This is a genomic window from Gordonia sp. CPCC 206044, from assembly GCF_048537895.1.
In the GTDB taxonomy this organism is placed as follows: domain Bacteria; phylum Actinomycetota; class Actinomycetes; order Mycobacteriales; family Mycobacteriaceae; genus Gordonia.
In genome coordinates this window covers 246,276-263,047 of record NZ_JBCLVL010000007.1, presented here as the reverse complement: position 1 = coordinate 263,047, position 16,772 = coordinate 246,276, and the positions used below count along the sequence as shown (strand labels likewise).

General features: G+C 65.8%; 15 protein-coding genes. 3 read left to right on the top strand and 12 right to left on the bottom strand.

Annotated features, from left to right (window positions below; translation table 11 throughout):
• Positions 1-40: 40 nt before the first annotated feature.
• The 10 genes from AAFP35_RS13705 to AAFP35_RS13660 form a co-directional block, all read right to left on the bottom strand.
• Entirely contained in the window at positions 41-739 is a 699-nt protein-coding gene (locus AAFP35_RS13705; protein WP_419222173.1) for a hypothetical protein, read from the bottom strand.
• 32 nt (positions 740-771) lie between these two features.
• Complete coding sequence (locus tag AAFP35_RS13700; RefSeq protein ID WP_419222172.1) at positions 772-2,055, bottom strand: MlaD family protein; 1,284 nt, start codon at positions 2,053-2,055, stop codon at positions 772-774.
• On the bottom strand, positions 2,052-3,155 hold the full coding sequence (locus tag AAFP35_RS13695) for an MCE family protein (RefSeq protein WP_419222171.1): 1,104 nt from the start codon (positions 3,153-3,155) through the stop codon (positions 2,052-2,054). The genes AAFP35_RS13700 and AAFP35_RS13695 overlap by 4 nt, the downstream gene beginning before the upstream one ends.
• The gene (locus AAFP35_RS13690) at positions 3,152-4,252 is read right to left on the bottom strand and encodes an MCE family protein (RefSeq protein WP_419222170.1); all 1,101 of its coding nucleotides are present in this window, start codon (positions 4,250-4,252) and stop codon (positions 3,152-3,154) included. The genes AAFP35_RS13695 and AAFP35_RS13690 overlap by 4 nt, the downstream gene beginning before the upstream one ends.
• Entirely contained in the window at positions 4,249-5,301 is a 1,053-nt protein-coding gene (locus AAFP35_RS13685; protein ID WP_419222169.1) for an MCE family protein, read from the bottom strand. The genes AAFP35_RS13690 and AAFP35_RS13685 overlap by 4 nt, the downstream gene beginning before the upstream one ends.
• Positions 5,302-5,306: 5 nt before the next feature.
• Positions 5,307-6,341, bottom strand: a complete 1,035-nt coding sequence (locus tag AAFP35_RS13680; protein WP_419222168.1) for an MlaD family protein — start codon at positions 6,339-6,341, stop codon at positions 5,307-5,309.
• Entirely contained in the window at positions 6,338-7,660 is a 1,323-nt protein-coding gene (locus AAFP35_RS13675; RefSeq protein ID WP_419222167.1) for an MlaD family protein, read from the bottom strand. Before AAFP35_RS13675 ends, AAFP35_RS13680 begins: the two co-directional genes overlap by 4 nt.
• Positions 7,661-7,662: 2 nt before the next feature.
• The gene (locus tag AAFP35_RS13670; RefSeq protein WP_419222166.1) at positions 7,663-8,517 is read right to left on the bottom strand and encodes an ABC transporter permease; all 855 of its coding nucleotides are present in this window, start codon (positions 8,515-8,517) and stop codon (positions 7,663-7,665) included.
• On the bottom strand, positions 8,517-9,314 hold the full coding sequence (locus tag AAFP35_RS13665) for an MlaE family ABC transporter permease (protein ID WP_419222259.1): 798 nt from the start codon (positions 9,312-9,314) through the stop codon (positions 8,517-8,519). Before AAFP35_RS13665 ends, AAFP35_RS13670 begins: the two co-directional genes overlap by 1 nt.
• A 285-nt stretch (positions 9,315-9,599) precedes the next feature.
• Positions 9,600-10,901, bottom strand: a complete 1,302-nt coding sequence (locus AAFP35_RS13660; protein WP_419222165.1) for a cytochrome P450 — start codon at positions 10,899-10,901, stop codon at positions 9,600-9,602.
• A 232-nt stretch (positions 10,902-11,133) separates the two neighbouring features.
• Between AAFP35_RS13660 and AAFP35_RS13655 the strand changes: the two genes are divergently transcribed.
• Together AAFP35_RS13655 and AAFP35_RS13650 are read left to right on the top strand one after the other, a co-directional pair.
• The gene (locus tag AAFP35_RS13655; protein WP_419222164.1) at positions 11,134-11,754 is read left to right on the top strand and encodes a TetR/AcrR family transcriptional regulator; all 621 of its coding nucleotides are present in this window, start codon (positions 11,134-11,136) and stop codon (positions 11,752-11,754) included.
• Between the two features lie 528 nt (positions 11,755-12,282).
• A complete protein-coding gene (locus AAFP35_RS13650) occupies positions 12,283-13,215 on the top strand; it encodes a LysR family transcriptional regulator (RefSeq protein ID WP_419222163.1) in 933 nt (310 codons plus the stop codon).
• Between the two features lie 24 nt (positions 13,216-13,239).
• Here AAFP35_RS13650 and AAFP35_RS13645 read toward each other — a convergent pair whose 3' ends face one another.
• Together AAFP35_RS13645 and AAFP35_RS13640 are read right to left on the bottom strand one after the other, a co-directional pair.
• Entirely contained in the window at positions 13,240-14,451 is a 1,212-nt protein-coding gene (locus AAFP35_RS13645) for an acyl-CoA dehydrogenase (RefSeq protein ID WP_419222162.1), read from the bottom strand.
• A 97-nt stretch (positions 14,452-14,548) separates the two neighbouring features.
• Entirely contained in the window at positions 14,549-16,057 is a 1,509-nt protein-coding gene (locus AAFP35_RS13640) for a glutamate--cysteine ligase (RefSeq protein ID WP_419222161.1), read from the bottom strand.
• A 118-nt stretch (positions 16,058-16,175) separates the two neighbouring features.
• Here AAFP35_RS13640 and AAFP35_RS13635 point away from each other — a divergent pair, with 118 nt between their 5' ends.
• Complete coding sequence (locus tag AAFP35_RS13635) at positions 16,176-16,583, top strand: sterol carrier family protein (protein ID WP_419222258.1); 408 nt, start codon at positions 16,176-16,178, stop codon at positions 16,581-16,583.
• Positions 16,584-16,772: the final 189 nt, after the last annotated feature.

The window sequence follows — 16,772 nt, the reverse complement described above, 5'->3', positions numbered from 1 at the left end:
CGGCTTCGGTGATCTCCGACCGGGGCCGGTCTCGGTCCGGTCATGGCAAGTCGACCTTCGAGGCCAGCCACCGTCCGTCCACGAGCTCCATCGTCATCTCGACGCGGCTGCGGTCGATCCGTGGCTCGGGCGTCGATGCGTTACGCACCGACTGGTCGACGAACAGCATGACCACGACCTTGTTCGGCGACGCCGACTCGACGCCGGACGCGATGACCTTGCCTTCCGCATTGGCTTTGTTGTCCACGAGGAGTTGCCGCAGTTGGGCACTCGACTTCGAATACATGCTCTTGAACTCGCCGGTGGCGCCGTCGAGAACCGCGGCGTAATCCTGATCGATCGAGTCGGCGCTGACGCTGGTGAGCGTGACCGCGTAGTCCCGCGCCACATCCTGTGCCGCCGATGCGGCGTCGTCGGTGGCCCGTTCGGACTTGAGCTGCCAGCCGAACCATACGGCACATGCGAGCGCGGCCACCGCGATCACGGCGACGGCGGCGGCACCGAAGCGTCGGAACCGACCGGACGCGGCCAACTTGCGAAATCGGCCCGGGGGCTGTGCGTGACCTGCCGCCGTATCGTCGGTGCCCGCCTCGTCGTCGGGACCCGCCTTCGTGTCGGCGTCGGTGCTCGTGTCGGGACCGTCGGACTCCGGGCCGCCCGTGGTCTCCGGTGCGGTCTCGACCGCTGCGTCGTCGTCTACTTCGGTGTCCCCGCGAGTGACGGTTGTCGTCTTGCTCATCGGATCTCCTTTCGTTGGGGCTGGACGGCGGATCAGTTCTGGGGCAGTGCGGGACCGCCGAACGGAAGCGGGATCGACTGTGGCCCGTGGGGTGTCGGTTGTGTGCGAGCATCAGGCGCGACGCCGGGCCCCGGGCCTGCGGTGTCGTCACCCGGAGGACGCGGGGCGTTTCGCGCCCCACGGATCAACACGCTCGGGTCCGTGTTGGGGCAGTACGTGTTCAGGAATGGTTCCGGATGGTCGGGTTGTGAGGCGGGAAGCCTCGGGAGGTCGTAATCGCATGAGTTGCGTGGATAGATGTTGACCGCAGCCCAGATGCCACCGTCACGCATCGTCGTGGTGAGTGCATGTAACGCCGAGCCATCCCGATTCTGCGGGAAGAAGAACTCGTTCAGAGCCGGAATGCGCAAATACGCCAGCTGGGTCACCGTCGCCAGGTTGCCCAGCAGCTGCACCATTGTCGGCGAATTGTCGGCGATGATCGCGTCGGCGTTGCGCAGCAGCGGTGGGGTGCGCGACAGCAGGGTGTGAAAACCCTTCGGGGTCCGCGACACCCCGGTCATGATCCGATCGATGTCGCGCGACGCCTCGGTCAGCGCCGGCCCGCCCTGTCCGAGTGTGGTCAGCACCGTTCGGCTCGATCGGATCAGTGAAACGGTCTGTGGCATCACCGAATCCAGTGTCGAAATGAGGAAGGTCCCGCCGTCGATGATCTGTCGCAGCTTCTCGGGTCCGGCTGGTCCGACGCCGAGTTCACTGCTGATGGTGTGAAGTTTCTCCGGGTCGATCTGCGCGAGCATGCCGCCCATGTCATCGAGCAGATCGGCGAGCGGCAGCGGTGTGGAGGTGCGGTCGACGCTGATCTGGGTGCCGTCGCTCAGGAACGGTCCGGAATCGTCGGTCGGACGAAAATCGAGGTACTGCTCGCCGGCGAACGAGAGCCCCGCGACACGCACCTCACCATTGATCGGGATCTTCACCGACGAATCGATCGAGGCGACCGCGACCACGTCGTCACGGGTGAGGTCGACCGAGACGATGTGTCCGACGGGTACACCTCGCAGCGTGACCTTTCGTTGGGCGAGCAGACCGCCCGACTGCTGGAGATGGACTCGGACCGTGATGGTGTTGTCGGCGGGCGAGGTGTGGAAGATCCCGAACGCCAGGTAGCCGATACCGAGGAGCAGGATCACCACGAGGCCGATCGTCGACAGCAGCAGTCGATGCCGGACGGCGACGCGGACCGCACCCGTGATGCCGCGAGCGGGTACGTCGCCGACGCGAAAGGTGCTGGGGGCGTGCGAGGTTGCGGTCATCGTGGAGGCACCATCTTCTTGCGGAGTCGTTCGAGGGTGTAGGCGAGAGTGCCGGCGAAATTGTTGACATCGCTGATGTCGGGAATCCTGCTCCCCGGGTCTGCCTTGTGGCGAGGATCCACCAGGGCTCCGATGGCGAGATCCTGGAGATCGGCATCCACATGTGCAGCTGTGGAATTGGTGATCTTGATGACCGGGGCCAACAATTCGTTCATCGCCTCGACCTCCACACCCGGCGTAGTTGCGGCCCGATTGAGCTGCTGGGAGATTCGATTGAGGTTGGCCGCCAGGTGCTGTGTCTCCCCGGTCTTGACCGACGGGAAACGTGACAGGGTGGTGCTGATGTGGCCGATCTGGTTCACGAGACCCAGGATCTCGTCGGTGTGTGCGGAGATGACGTCGAGGGCGGGACCGGCTGCGGCCACGGCGTCGTTGAGCGCGCTCTTGCGTCGCGACATCGTCGACACCAGGCGATCGGTCTGGTTCAGCGCGGCCCGGATCTCGCCGGATCGACGCGACAGCGAGGAGACGAGTCGGGTGGACTGTGCGATCAGTGTGGCCATGTCGTCACCGCGGTCGCCGACGGTGCGGCCGAGACCGTTGATGATGTTGGTCAGGTCACGCAGCACACCGCCGTTGACGAGGAGAGCCGAGGTGGCGAGCACCTCTTCGACCGTCGACGCGGCTCCGGTGTCGGAGACCGGGATGGTTCCACCGTCGTCCAGGAATCCTGCGCCTTGTGCGTCGGTCTTCGGCGGTGTCAGCGCCACGAAGACATCACCCAGCGGTGTGGCAGAGCGGAGTTCGGCATGGGTTCCGACAGGCAACTGCACATCGTCGCGGATCCGTAGATCGACCAGGGCGGTGTAGTCACGGACGCGCATCGAGTCGACTTCCCCGACGTCGGCGCCGTTGAGCCGCACCTTCGCCTGGTTCGGCAGGTTCAGTGCGTTCTCGAAGGTGGCGGTCACCGTGTACGAATCCCCGGTCCCGCTGTCGCGCTTGGGCAGTGGAAGGTCTCCGAGACCGACTCCACAACCCGCCACGAGGAACCCGACCATCACCAGGCCGACCATTCTGAGGAGGAACCACCGCGTCATGGGGTCTCCTTCGCCAGGCCCTCGAGCATCGCACTCATGCCGAAGTCGGGTCCGAAGTCGCGAAGCGTGCCGGTGTTGCAGCCGAGCTGTTTGAGCTTCAGGACGTTGCACACCTCCTTGACCAGCTGGCTGTCGAAGAACACCTTTTCCAGCTGGGCGTGCACGCGGGCGATGCCGTTGCGCTGGTCGATGGAGTTGTATGCGTTGTCGAGGAGAAGTGGTGTCACGTCGAGGAACTCGGCCAGCGATCGTCGATAGTCGGCGAGTGTCTTGACGACCGTGTTGGCACTTGTCACGGTGCTGCGCATCGAGGTGCGACGCTGGGCGAGCAGTGTCGTCGTCTCCGCGAGGATGCTGTTGAGCTGAGCTCCGGTGGTACCCCACCCGATCTGCTGGGCGGCGAACAGATCCGCGATCTGCTGGATGGACGAGCCGAACCGGCGAATGGCGCCGTCGTTGCGCGCTGCGGCGTCACTCAACGTGGAGAGATTGTCCACCGTCGTGGTGAGCGCCTCGCGGGTCGCGGCGCCGTGATCGGAACCGAGTGCGAGCGCTTTCGACAGCGAGGTCAACGCCGATCGGATGCCGTCGCCGTTGCCCGAGGTGGTCGCCGATCCGGCGGAGAGGATGTCGGCGATGGGGCCGCCACCTCGACGGTCGCCCTCCAGGCTCAGCGACAACTTGTCGGCCATCGCGAGGGAACGGTCGACGTCCACCGGTGTCTTGGTGCGGGAGAGGTCGATGACGGCGCCGTCGGCGAGCCGGGGACCGGATCGGTACGGCGGTGTCAGTTCGATGTGGCGATCGGTGAGGACCGAGGTGGAGACCGTCACCGCGGACACGTCGGCGGGCAGCGGGATGTCGGGGTCCATGCTCATGGCGACCTCGACCGAGGTGGCGCGCGGGGTGATGCGGGTGACCTTGCCGATCTTCATCCCCAGGACGGAGACGGCGTTGCCGACGAAGAGTCCTGAGGCGCTGTCGAATTGGGCGACCACGTCCAGGGAGTCCTTGTCCGGACGCAACGTGCGCACCCCCACCGTCACCAGCAGTGCCACCACGGCGACGATGAGGATTCGTTTGACGACCTTGCTCATCGGCAGTCCTTGAAGTACGGCGGGAGGTGGGCGAGATCGGCCTGTTTGGAGATGGCGCACATCCACGAGTCGATCAGCGGGCCGGACGGTGACGTGAAGTCCACCTCGTTGCCGGTGCCGGTCGCATTGGCGAAGTTCCGCACCGAGATGGGCAGTACCTCCAGCGTGTTGCGCAACAGTGCATCGTTGCGGCGAAGGGAGGCGAGGAGTCCGTCGAGATTGGACACGAGCTTGTTCACCCCCGCCTTGTCGTCGACGACGACCTGACGGAGACGACCGACGACCTCGGTCGTCGCGTCGAGCATCCGCTGGATCATGACACGACGCGTCAGCACCGCGCGTAGCAATTGGTCACCGCGCGTGACGAGTTCGCCGAGATCGGACTGCTGCTGACGCACCACGGTGGTCAGTTGCTCGGTGCTGGTGAGGAGCTGACCGATCTGGCTGCGGCGGTCGGCGATGATCGCGGACAGGTTCTCGACGTTGTCGAGGACCTGGGGGATCAACGTGGGCGTCTGGTCGAGTTGACGGGACAGTGTCGTCATCGACTGGCCGATCTTGTCGGCGTCCACCTGTTCGAACGTGACGGTGGCGTTCTGCAGCACCTCTTGCAGATCGTAGGGAACGTGGGTGTGCGACAGGCGGATCGTCGACTCGGGCAACGATCCCGAACCGGCCGGTTTCACCTCGACGTAGCGAGTGCCGAGCAGGGTCGTCAGCTTGATCGACGCCTCCGTCGCGTCGCCGAGGGCGACGGTGTCGTCGACCTCGAGGCCGACGGTCACGTAGGTCCCCGACAATTCGATGCTCGTCACCCGACCCACCTGGACCCCGGCGATGTTGACCGCATCGCCCTTGGAGACCCCGGCGGCCTGGACGAATTGGGCCTCGATGTCACGTTTGCCGACGCCGGTCGCCTGCAGCTGCAGCAGGCCGAGGATGAGCACGGCGATGACGAGCAGCGCGCCCGCCCCGATCAGTGCCTTGCTGCGGTTCTCCAGCGGGATGGACCGTTGGCGGCGGGCCGCGGCGCGGATGCGTTCGAACATTCCGCTCACCTGCAGACCGGGGACTGGGTGACCCGACCGCCGGGAGTGGCGGCCGCGACGACGGACGGGATGACGGTGCTGAGCGCGGGGAGGAGGGTCACGTTGAAATTGCACAGATAGGTGTCGATGTAGGCGCCGCTCTGGGTGACTCGGGCAAGACCCTTCAGCAGCGGTGGCAGGTTGTATCCGAGGTAGGCGAACGGTTCCTTGTTGGCCAGGAAGTGGCCGATGAAACCGGGTTCGCGATCGAGCATCTCCTGGAACTCGGGCAGCGCGCCCGCAGCCATCGAGGCGGCCCGGTCGACGACGTGCGCCGTGCTGTCGAGTGCGGGAAGGAACTCGTTCTCCTTCTCCGACAGCCGAACAAAGATCTCCCGGGACCGGGTGACCACGCTGTCGATGTTGCCGCGCTGGTTGGCGAGGGTGCCCACCACGTCCGACAGGCGGGTGATGACGTCGCCGAGCACCTGGTCGGGACCGGCGACGGATTCGGCGAGGGTGGAGGTCTGCGCGATCAGGGTGGCGATCGACCCGGTGTCACCCTGTAGCGATCGAATGATCGCACTCGTCACGTTCTCGACCTGGCGGGGATCGAGGACGCTGAACAGAGGCTCGAAACCGTTGAGCACCAAAGAGATGTCGAAGGACGGTTCGGTGTGTGCGATCGGGATCTCATGGTTGTGCAGGGGGCCGGGATCGTCGAAGTCGCCGCGTGACAGACCGAGATAGCGTTGTCCGACGATGTTCTGGTAGGTGATCGAAGCCTTGGTGTTCCCGTCGACCACCTGATCGGATTCGACGCGAAACCTGACCTGCGCCACCGTGCCCGCCAGGGAGACCGAGTCGACGCGCCCCACGCGGATTCCCGCCATGCGCACGTCGTCGCCTGCCTTGAGGCCGGTGACGTCGGTGAAGTGTGCGGTGTAGGCGGTCGAGTTCCCGTCCACATCGCGGCGCAGGGTCACCACGACCGTCGAGGTCAGACCGATCGCGACGACCAGGAAGATCGCCAACCCGATCAACGGACGTCGGATGCTCATCGTGTCCCCTGTCCGTCGTGGTCGGTGTTCTTCGGTGGCGCCGGCGTGACGGTGATGTCGGAGCCGCGGGCCAGCGGGCCAAGTAGGAGAGCCGTGGTGACCGGGGGACCGCCGACCAGGCCTCCGAGGCGGTCCTGCTCGTCGGCACTGCCGACCGAGCCCACGTTGCCGCCCATCGCCGCCGGGCGATAGCCCGGGGTCATTCCCTTGCGCTGCATGATGACCGGGGGCGAGACCGTGTTCGGTGCGGTATGGCAGCTGGCGCCTTCGAGGTTGCCGTAGCGGGGGCAGTCGGCCCGCGTGTACAGCCGGTGCGGGGTGAACTGGAACATGAACTTGCCCCGCCCGTTGGCCAGCCCGCGCGGCCAGAACTCGGTGAACCACTTGTCGGAGATGACGCCGATCTCGGTGACGATCCCGGTGAACGAGCTGCTGCCGCGGGCGACGACGTCCGCGACCGGCGCAGCCGTCGTGGTGATCGAGATGAGGCGGTCCACGTTGTTGGTCATCGCCTCGTCGACACGACCGGTGGTCTTCTTCGCCGCGGCGAGGAAGTCGGTCAGCTCCGAGGATTCCTTGACCACCGTCTGCATCGGGACGACGGATGCGTGCAGGGCGTCGAGGAGATCGGGGGCCGCGGTGCGCAGGCCGGTGACCGCCTTGTTGAGCGCTCGCAGCGACGACGGGCCACCCGGGGTCATCACCGTGTTGAGCTGGCGTGTGATCCGGTCGAGTTGTGCACCAGCCCTGGCGATGTCGGCGCCACGGCGATCCGTGGCGGCGGCCACGGCCGCCAGCAGTCCGATGGTGTCGTCGGATCGATCGCGCGCCGATGCCGCGACGATGTCGCGCAACTGCGACAGGGTGGTCTGGAACTGGACGGTCTGCTTGTTCTGGTCCTCGGGGATCACCGCGCCCGCCGTGATCGGGGTCGCCGGGCCGTTGTCGACGAGTTGCACCGACGAGACCGCGAACAGATTGCTGGGCACCACTCGTGCCGTCACGGTGTTCGGGATGCCCGCTGCGCGAGCCGGTTCCAGATCGATCTCGACGATGTTGGGTTGCCCGGCGGACTCCGGGGTCACGGCGCGCACCGCGCCGACCAACACGCCGCGGTATTTGACGTCGGACTTCTTGGGCAGACCGTCACCGACGTCGGTCAGCGCCGCGGTGACCTTGACGGTCTCGGTGTAGGCGCCGTCGGCCTTCTGCCAGACCGCGGCGAGCGCGACGGCGATGATCAGCAGGGCGATCAGACCGCTGATCGCGAAGGTCCTGCGCGTGAGCCCCCGAGGCCCCTCCTCGAATCCCCCCACCATGACTACCCACTCAGCCTTGCCGCGGAATCGATTCCCCAGAACACGATGGTGAGCAGCAGGTTGGCGACGATCATCGTGGAGATCGCAGCACGCATGGCGCGTCCGGCCGCGGTGCCAACGCCCTGCGGCCCGCCACTGGCATAGAAGCCGTAGTAGCACTGCACAGTCGAGGTGATGATGACGAAGATGATGGCCTTCGCCAGCGAGTACAACACGTCGGCAGGATTGAGGACCAGCTCGAAGTAGTGCTGATAGGTGCCGCCGGACAGGCCCCCTGCGAGTCCGACGATCGTCTGCACCGCAAGATAATTGAGGGCCAGGCACAGCAGGTACAGGGGGATCACGGCGATCACGGAGGCGAACAGGCGAGTCGAGACCAGGTATGGGATCGGCCGGATCGCGATCGACTCGAGCGCATCGATCTCCTCGGAGATGCGCATGGCGCCGAGCTGGGCGGTGAAACGGCAACCCGCCTGAGCGGCAAAGGCCAGCGACGCCATGATCGGTGCGAGTTCACGGGTCGTGGTGGTCGAGGCGACCATGCCTGCCGCCGGCTCCATACCCAGCAGATGGAGTGCGTTGTAGCCCTCGATGCCGACGATCGCGCCTGCCGATGCGCCGAGCACGATGATGACGCCCGCGGTACCGCCGCCCACCACGATGGAACCGTTGCCCCAGGTGACGTCGGAGATGACCCGCATCGTCTCCTTGCCGTAGTGCTTGAGTGCCAACGGGATCGATGCCAGGGCCCGGATGAAGAAGACCGCGATGTGGCCGGCTTTGGCCAGTGCGTCGGTGACCGCCGACGCCACACGGACGAAGGGGCGGGTACCGGGCGGGTAATACGGCGCGGCCATCAGAAGCCGGTCCGCGGGAAGAGCGTCACGTAGAGCTGGGTGAAGCCGACGTTGACCAGCATCAGCAGGATGATCGACGCCACCACCGTGGCATTGACGGAGTTGGCGACACCGGCGGGACCGCCCTTGGTGGACAGTCCCTTCTGACACGCCACGATGGCGACAATGGCTCCGAAGACCACTGCCTTGATCATCGTGAGGATGAAATCGGGCACCGTGGCGAAGGAGGCGAAGGTGTCGACGAAGGTGCCCGGGGTGCCCTCCTGCATGAAGGCGTTGAACACGTAGCCGGAGAAGAACCCGACGAAGCAGATGATGCCTGTCAGTGCGACACTCACCACCACCGCGGCGGCCAGTCGGGGAACCACCAGTCGCCGGATGACCGAGAGTCCCATCACCTCCATCGCGTCGATCTCGTCACGGATCTTGCGCGAGCCGAGATCTGCGCACACCGCGGAGCCCGCGGCCGCTGCCATCAGCAGGGCGGCCACCATCGGCGCCCCCTGCCGGATGACGGCGAGACCGCTGGCCGCCCCGGCGAGAGACGTGGCACCGACCTGGGCGGCCAGCAGGGCGAACTGGATCGACAGTGTCATCCCGATCGGGATGGCGACGAACACCGTCGGCATCGCCGATGCGGAGGCCATGAACGCCGACTGCCGGACGAACTCGGCCACCGGGAACTTGAGCGTGAACAGATCCTGGAACAGGTAGGCGATCGTCCGGAGTCCGAGAATGCACTGTCCACCAACGGTTTCCAGTGAAGCAATCGGATGCCGTCTGGCATAGCCGCGCATCCAGTCGAAGATCTCGTCCTGTGCCGACTTGGTGTCGGGTGGGACCTCGTCGTCCCTGCGGGTGGCAGTCGAGCTGCGGCGCGGAACACGCCAGGATGCCTGTTGATCTACGGTCGCCATGCGGTGCCTCTCTTGCCCTGTATCCGAATCGCAGAGCCGGTGAGGAGGCCCTGATTGGCAGAGCCGAAAGAGCGGCTCATCGCGGATTGGTCATCACCCAGGGCTGTGGGTGTGGCCGATCGGTACTGGCGTCAGCTCGGTGCGGTGGCGCGTGCCGGGTGGGGTCTACGCGGCGCCGCCCTCCTTCGGCGTGAAGTCCAGGTGGAGATTGGTGACGCCGCGCAGGATGTAGGTGGGCTCGTAGTCGAAACGGCGCTCGCCGGCGGGTCCGTGATGTGCCTCCGACAGGCGGATGTCATCCATCCGGTCGAGGAACTTCTCGATCGTGACCCGACCTTCGACACGGGCCAGGGGACTTCCCGGGCACGAGTGGATTCCGCGTCCGAAGGCGAGATGCTCACGCACGTTGGTCCGGTTGACGTCGAAGGTCTCGGACTCGGGGAACTGATCGGGGTCACGGTTCACCGCACCCGGGCAGACCATCACGGTCGAGCCCACGGGCACGTGCACGTCTCCGACGGTGGTGTCGCGGCGGGCGACCCGGAACGCGCTCTTCACAGGGCTCTCGATCCGCAGGGTCTCCTCGACGAAGAGCGGGATCAGATCCGGATCGTCGCGAAGCTGCTGTTGCAGGTCCGGGCGCTCGGCGATGATGCGCAGTGCCGCGCTGATCAGTTTGGTGGTGGTCTCCTGGCCTGCGGCGAACAGGAAGGTTGCGGTGCGGACGACCTCGATGACCTCAGGCGTGCTGCCGTCCTTGTACTTCGCTTCGGCCAGCCCGGTCAGCACGTCTCCGCGCGGTGCGCTGCGGCGATCCTCGATGTACGCACTGAACTTGTCGTCGAGCCATTGCAGCGGGTTGTCGGCCATCACTTCGAGGTCGAGCGCGCCCGGTCGCGCGCCCGGTCGCGGTGAGCCGAGGGCGATCTGGAACTCCTCGTGATCTTCTTCCGGAACACCGAGAAAGTCGGCGATCGTCAAGAGCGCGAAGGGCTTTGCGTAGTCGTGCATCAGCTCGGTGCTGCCGTTGGCGAGGAACGTGTCGATGTACCGGTCGGCCAGGCGCGTCATGAACTCTTCGTTCTCCTGGATGCGCCGCGGTGTCAGCAGTCGACTCAGGAGACTGCGTGCCCGGGTGTGATCGGGCGGGTCCATGGTGACCATGTGCTCGTGTAGTGGCAGTTCGGAGCGATGCTTCTCGATCTGGGCGCTGATGTCATCGCTGTCGGGCGTGAACGGCAACCCCGGGTAGGGGCCGGTGGCGGAGATGCAGGAGGAGAAATTCTCCGTGTCCTTGAAGACCGAAACCGCTTCGGCGTGGCCGGTGACGGCGTATACACCCATGTGGGGCTCTCGGGTGACCGGGCCCTTCTCGCGGAGCTCGTCGAAGTAGGGATAGGGGTCGGGGACAAGTTCTTGTGCGGTGAAGAAATTCAGGTCGAACAGCGAATCCTTGAGCTCACTCAACGTTCCTCCTGCGGGTCGACAGGGTGAACGCGCACCTGTGTCGCGATTCCCCCCGAGTTGCTTTTTGACTGTTTGCGGGCTGCCTGGGCTGTACCGTGATGCTGAGCGGTCGCTCAGCATCGTGTGACCATGATTACCACGGCTGCAGATGTGAGGTCAAGGTCACACAATTTGGCGGTCTGGGTGGATTGTCGGGCTACAGTGAGGCGAATTCTCGAATGAGAGGTGGCGCGTGGAGACGGGACGCAGACTCGGGTCCCCAGAGGCCCGTAACCGGTCGATTCTGTTGGATGCCGCGGAGCAGCTCATGGTCGAAAAAGGCTATGCGGCAGTCACTTCGCGACGTGTTGCCGAGGCGGCCGGTTTGAAACCGCAATTGGTGCACTACTACTTCCGGACGATGGACGAGTTGTTTCTGGAGATGTTTCGCCGCCGCGCACAATCCGGTCTCGAGCAACAGCGCAAGTTGCTCCGCTCACCGCAGCCGCTCTGGGCGCTGTGGCAGTTCAGCATCGAACCGACGGTAGCCAAGTTCACCGCTGAGCTCGTCGCGCTGGCGAACCATCGCAAGGAGTTGCGTGCCGAACTCGCGCGGTACTCGGGTCAACTGCGCCGCGAGGCGCGCGAAGCGATCGAGGAGCTGCTGCCCAACTACGGTGCCGACCCGGATCGCTTCCCGGCGGCGGTGGCGATCGTGCTGATGACGAGCGTGTCGAGGGTTGTCATGATGGAGAAGACGTTGGGGATCACCGACGGGCACGACGAGACGTTCGCGTTCGTCGAGAAGTGGCTGCACAAGTTCGAAGGTGAACCGCTGCACCAGTATTCGATCCCGGTGATGCCTGCGCGCTGAGGTGGCTCGCGGGTTGGTCGTGTCTCGATACGCGTCGGGCTCGCAGGCTCGCTCGTCGCTACTCGACCGGCGGTGGGGTGTCGGGTGTGTGGGCTGGTTTGTCGTTACTTGACTGGCGGTGGGGTGTCGGGTGTGCGGGTTTGGTTGACGGTGGGGCGGTCGGGACGTGACGTGGATAAAGTCAGCATGATCCGGACCCCGTTGTCGACGAATTCCCTTGGACTGGAGAGGTTTCGAGTCTCACCGCGCAGATCTCGACGATCACCTCGGGTCTTGCCGCAGGGCGTTGTGTTATATCTTTCGGTGTGAAACAGCTCGCCCTCGTCAGCCGTCGACACGTGGACCTGATGCGCGACTGCAGCTCTGGCTGTCGTCGCTGACAGCACCTCGCCGCCTTCGTCCTCGAGCGCCGTCATCGTGCGGTTGAGCTCCACTCATCCTGTACCCAGTCCTTCCGCCGAGTGCGCGGCCCCGTGTCCCGGTGTGATCGGACTGCGGCGCACTCCCGATCTCGGTAGGTGATCTGCGATGCTCGACCTGCGCCGCATGATGTTGCTCTGTGATCTCGCCGAACTCGGTACCGTCACGGCTGTCGCCGACCGGCGAGGCATCACCAGTTCGGCAGTCTCCCAACAGCTGCGGGTGCTCGAGGACGAGGTCGGCGCCACGCTGTTCCGCCGAGTCGGCCGGAGTCTGGGTTTGACTCGCGGTGGCGTTGTGCTCGCCGACCATGCCCGCAGGGTGCTGGGGGCGGTGGACGAAGCGATGACCGCGGTCGCGGCCACGCAGGACCGCAACTCAGGGCAGCTGGTGGTCGCCTCGTTCAACATGGGCATCTCGTTGCTCGCCGCGCCGATGGTCGCGCGGCTGGGCATCGACGCCCCCGACATCCACGTGCAACTCCGTCAAGAGGATCGTGGCCCGGCGTTGCGGCTGCTACGTCAGGGAGAGATCGATCTGGCGATCACCTGCACCTACGGTTTCGGGGCACACGAGTCCCTGGGTGGGCTCCGCAATATTGCCCTGGTGAGCGAGCCCCTTGTGCTCATGGCTCCTGCGCGGTTGCATCTGCCGATCCACGACAGCGGTATCGCCGCGCTGGCCGACGCATCCTGGGTGACCGGCCCGGAGAACTCGGGCCTCGGCGTAGCGGTGCTGCGCGCTGGTGAACGTGCCGATTTCATACCGCGGATCAAGCACCGCCTCATCGGGGCGCGCAACATCTGTGACCTCGCGGCCACCGGGGTCGGACCTGCGATCGTCCCTCGGTTGTCGGTGCCGGAGCATCTGCGCTCGCTTGTGGTCGATGACGTGGAGCTGGAGAGCCGCGAGATCAGCGCGGTGGTGCGCGCCGGTCGGCGGCAGGATCCGAACACCTCAGCAGCACTGGATATCCTGCGATCGATCGCCGACGAGATCGTGCACGCGCACACCGCCGCGCCGATCGGTGTCGCATCCTGATCGGCGCGGCGGCGACCGCCGGGGTCAGAAGAAGCCCACCCGGGGGAGAGGCTCGTCGTTGACGACGGCGTCGCCGATGGCGCGGGCTTTGTACTGAGTGGGGTTGTGGGAGAACAGCGTCCGAAGGTTTCTCCAGTGCCGGTCCAGTCCGGCCGACGCGCGGGTGGCGGATGCCCCACCGATCGCGAACAGGTCACTAGCGGCCTTCAGCGCCAGATCCTCGATGCCGACCTTGGTCTGCGCGGCGAGCAGGGATGCCCGCAGCTCCAGGGCATCGTCCGGGATACCACCGGTCAGGGTGTGGTCGGCGGCCAGGTCCTGTGCGTCGGCGGCGGCGAGGACGGTGGCCTCGGCGACGAACGCCGCCGACGACAACCGCCCGACCGTCTCGAGCAGTTGCGGGTCCCGCGTCGGTTCGGGCGCTGCGGCGAAAACGTATGTGCGCCGACGCTTGTGCAGGTGATCAACGGCGTCGGCGACCACCGATCGCAATATCCCGGCCGCGATCGCGTGCAGGATGAGCTGCGGTTGTGACTGGCGTGGACGACGCACATCAGCCGGGCCTTCGAAAGGGACCAATTCGGCGCGGTGGACGAAGACGTTGTCCAGTACGGTTGTCCCGCTACCCGTCTCGGCTTGGCCGATGCCGTCCCAGTCGTCCAGGTGGGTGACTCCCTCCCGGTCGGCCGGGATCAGTGCCGAATGTTGCTGCCCCGATTCGTCATCGGCGGTGATCCGCAGGAAGTCCGAGTAGAGACTCCCGGTGCTGTAGAACTTGCGGCCGTTGAGACGGTAGCCTGCGCCGTCCGGGGTGAGGGTGGTCTCGTAGGAGTGAGTGCCCACGGGGCGCGTGGACAGTTCCGACGATGCGCCACCGAACAGGACTCCCGCGACGATCTGCGATATCCAGTCGCGATGGGTCTCCTGCCCGCGCAACCGCAGACGGTCCTCGGTGAATCCCCAGTGCACCCGCAGGATGTGTGGCACATCGGGGTCTGCCTGCGCGAGACGGATCACCAGTTCGTAGAACTCGCGTTTGGTGTATCCGCCGCCACCGAGTTCGGAGGGGACCCGCACGGCACCGAGGCGGTGGCGTCGTACCAGTTCAAGAGCGGCGTGGGGGCGACCGCCTCCGGAGGTGCGGCGGCGTGACGCATCGTCGGCGATGGCATCGATCACCTCCTGCAGGGCTGCAGAGTGCAGAGTGGGCGGACGAAGGGCGACTGTGTCGGTCATGCTCTCATGGTCGCGTTCGGCCATGCGGGCGATCAATGTTGCGGCACTACATGTTTCCTGTAGGCGAAGTGTGCGATTGTCGAAATCCGAGACCTGCTCAGATCGGCCAGGTGTGTACCGGTTCGCCCTCGTGCATGAGTGTGACGTAGTCGCGCAGCATCCCGCGCAGCGCGTCGGCCCGGTTCTCTCCGGCGTCGAGTCGGGCGACCGCAGCCTTTCGTTGCCACGCGGATCCGGTCTGGCGGTTGATGCAACGGCCTTCGATGACGGAGAGGTATCGGGAACGTGCCTTGCCGGACACGCCGAAAGCACGTAGTCCCTCGTCGGCCAGCGGCAGCAGGCGACGCAATGTCAGTTCGTCGGGACGTACCCAACCGACATCGGGCCAGTAGAGCTGGGCCTCGAGTCCGGCACGGGCGCCGGCCTGCAGATTCTCGGCGGCCGCGTTGAACGACATCTGCGACCACAGCGGACGATCGGATTCGACCAAGCCCCGGACCGCCCCGTAATAGAACGCCGCGTTGGCCATGGTGTCGATGACCGTCGGGCCCGCGGGCAGTACACGGTTCTCCACCCGGAGGTGAGCGTGACCGTCGACCACGTCGTACACCGGTCGGTTCCAGCGGTAGACGGTTCCGTTGTGCAGCCGCAGTTCGTCGAGGGTGGGAATGCGTCCGGCGTCGAGTTCGGCGAGCGGATCGACGTCGGTGGACACCGGCAGCAGTGCCGGAAAGTACCGCGTGTTCTCCTCGAACAGGTCGAAGATGGTGTTGATCCACCGCTCGCCGAACCACACCCGTGGGCGCACGCCCTGATTCTTGAGCTCCAACGGCCTCGTGTCGGTGGCTTGCTCGAACACCGGTATGCGGCTCTCGTGCCACAGTGCGGTGCCGGCGAGGAACGGCGAGTTCCCCGCCAGCGCAACCTGGACGCCGGAGATGGCCTGTGCCGCATTCCAGTGCGAGGCAAAGTCTTCCGGGGCCACGCGCAAGTGCAATTGGAGCGATGTGCAGGCGGCCTCGGGCAGGATGGAGTCGGTCGTGGTGTGCAGTCGCTCGGTCGGATGGCCGTCGCCGAGTGGGATTCCGCTGATGTCGATCTCGAGATCCTCGCCGCGCGCGGCGAAGATCTGCTCGTTCAGCAGGTCGTAGCGAGGATTCGCGGAGATCCATTGATGCGCAAAATGTTCCGACCGCAACGTGGGGAGCATCCCGATCATGACCAGGTGATTCGAGGTCTGCGCGGCGCGCTCCTCGGCCCGGTTCAGCGAGGTTCGCAGGGCCTGTTCGAGGGAGATGGTGTCGTCGCTGACGAATGGTCGCGGCGACACGTTGATCTCGATGTTGAACTGCCCGAGTTCGGTCTGGTAATCCGGGTCGGCGATCGCGTCGAGGACGGCCGCGTTCGCCATGGCCGGACTCATCTGTTCGTCGACGAGGTTGAGTTCGACCTCCATGCCGAGCAACGGTTCCGGCGGCCGACCGTGGTCGGTGAACAGACCGTCGGCCAGCATTCGGGCGATGGCGTCGGTGGCGCGACCCACCTGCCTGCGAAACCGCACGCGGTCTTCGCCGGTGAACTCGTGCTCCGACACTTCGGTGCCCATGGGCTCAATGGTGCCCGAACAGCCTCGCCGCAACCACCGGTTCCCCGATTGGTCCCTGATGGCCGGCCCGTGGTCGGGACCCGGCGTGGTGGGTGGGGCCGATCCGGCGTGGGGCATGATGTCGGACGTGCCGACGCGCAAACCGATCGATCCCGGCGAGGCCCGTGCCGCCGTCTTGGCCGTCGCGTCCTGGCTGCGTGACGACACAGAGCCGGCGCCCTCGCGTGCCGAGCTGGCCGCAGCCGTCCGGTCCACCGCGCGCACCCTGGCGCAACTGGCCCCGGGGAATTCGGTGGAGGTGCGGGTGCCGCCGTTCGTGGCGGTGCAATGCGTCGAGGGCCCGCGACACACACGTGGCACGCCGCCGAACGTGGTGGAGACCTCGGCGCGGGATTGGCTGTTGCTCGCCACCGGACTGCTCGACTTCGACGATGCGGTGGCCCAGTCCCGGGTGAGCGCGTCGGGACATCGCGCCCCGGCGATCGTCGACTTCCTGCCGATCATCCCGCTCGCACGCGTGCGGTGACCGCGGCGGCAGCCATCGTGACGAGTGGACGTTAGATGCCTCACATCGGTGGAACATCGCCGGTCGGCACACCGTTGGATGATTCGCAATCCAGCGCTACCCACCGGTACGCTGGGCATATCTCCCCAGCCCACCGATGTCGCGTGCGTCGATGTGTTGACCGATTCTCAGCCCCAGGGAGCACACCCG

Coding starts and splice junctions, on each gene's coding strand:
- AAFP35_RS13705 (WP_419222173.1), bottom strand. CDS start 739: ATGAGCAAGACGACAACCGTCACTCGCGGGGACACCGAAGTAGACGAC.
- AAFP35_RS13700 (WP_419222172.1), bottom strand. CDS start 2,055: ATGACCGCAACCTCGCACGCCCCCAGCACCTTTCGCGTCGGCGACGTA.
- AAFP35_RS13695 (WP_419222171.1), bottom strand. CDS start 3,155: ATGACGCGGTGGTTCCTCCTCAGAATGGTCGGCCTGGTGATGGTCGGG.
- AAFP35_RS13690 (WP_419222170.1), bottom strand. CDS start 4,252: ATGAGCAAGGTCGTCAAACGAATCCTCATCGTCGCCGTGGTGGCACTG.
- AAFP35_RS13685 (WP_419222169.1), bottom strand. CDS start 5,301: ATGTTCGAACGCATCCGCGCCGCGGCCCGCCGCCAACGGTCCATCCCG.
- AAFP35_RS13680 (WP_419222168.1), bottom strand. CDS start 6,341: ATGAGCATCCGACGTCCGTTGATCGGGTTGGCGATCTTCCTGGTCGTC.
- AAFP35_RS13675 (WP_419222167.1), bottom strand. CDS start 7,660: ATGGTGGGGGGATTCGAGGAGGGGCCTCGGGGGCTCACGCGCAGGACC.
- AAFP35_RS13670 (WP_419222166.1), bottom strand. CDS start 8,517: ATGGCCGCGCCGTATTACCCGCCCGGTACCCGCCCCTTCGTCCGTGTG.
- AAFP35_RS13665 (WP_419222259.1), bottom strand. CDS start 9,314: ATGCGCGGCTATGCCAGACGGCATCCGATTGCTTCACTGGAAACCGTT.
- AAFP35_RS13650 (WP_419222163.1), top strand. CDS start 12,283: ATGCTCGACCTGCGCCGCATGATGTTGCTCTGTGATCTCGCCGAACTC.
- AAFP35_RS13645 (WP_419222162.1), bottom strand. CDS start 14,451: ATGACCGACACAGTCGCCCTTCGTCCGCCCACTCTGCACTCTGCAGCC.
- AAFP35_RS13640 (WP_419222161.1), bottom strand. CDS start 16,057: ATGGGCACCGAAGTGTCGGAGCACGAGTTCACCGGCGAAGACCGCGTG.
- AAFP35_RS13635 (WP_419222258.1), top strand. CDS start 16,176: ATGTCGGACGTGCCGACGCGCAAACCGATCGATCCCGGCGAGGCCCGT.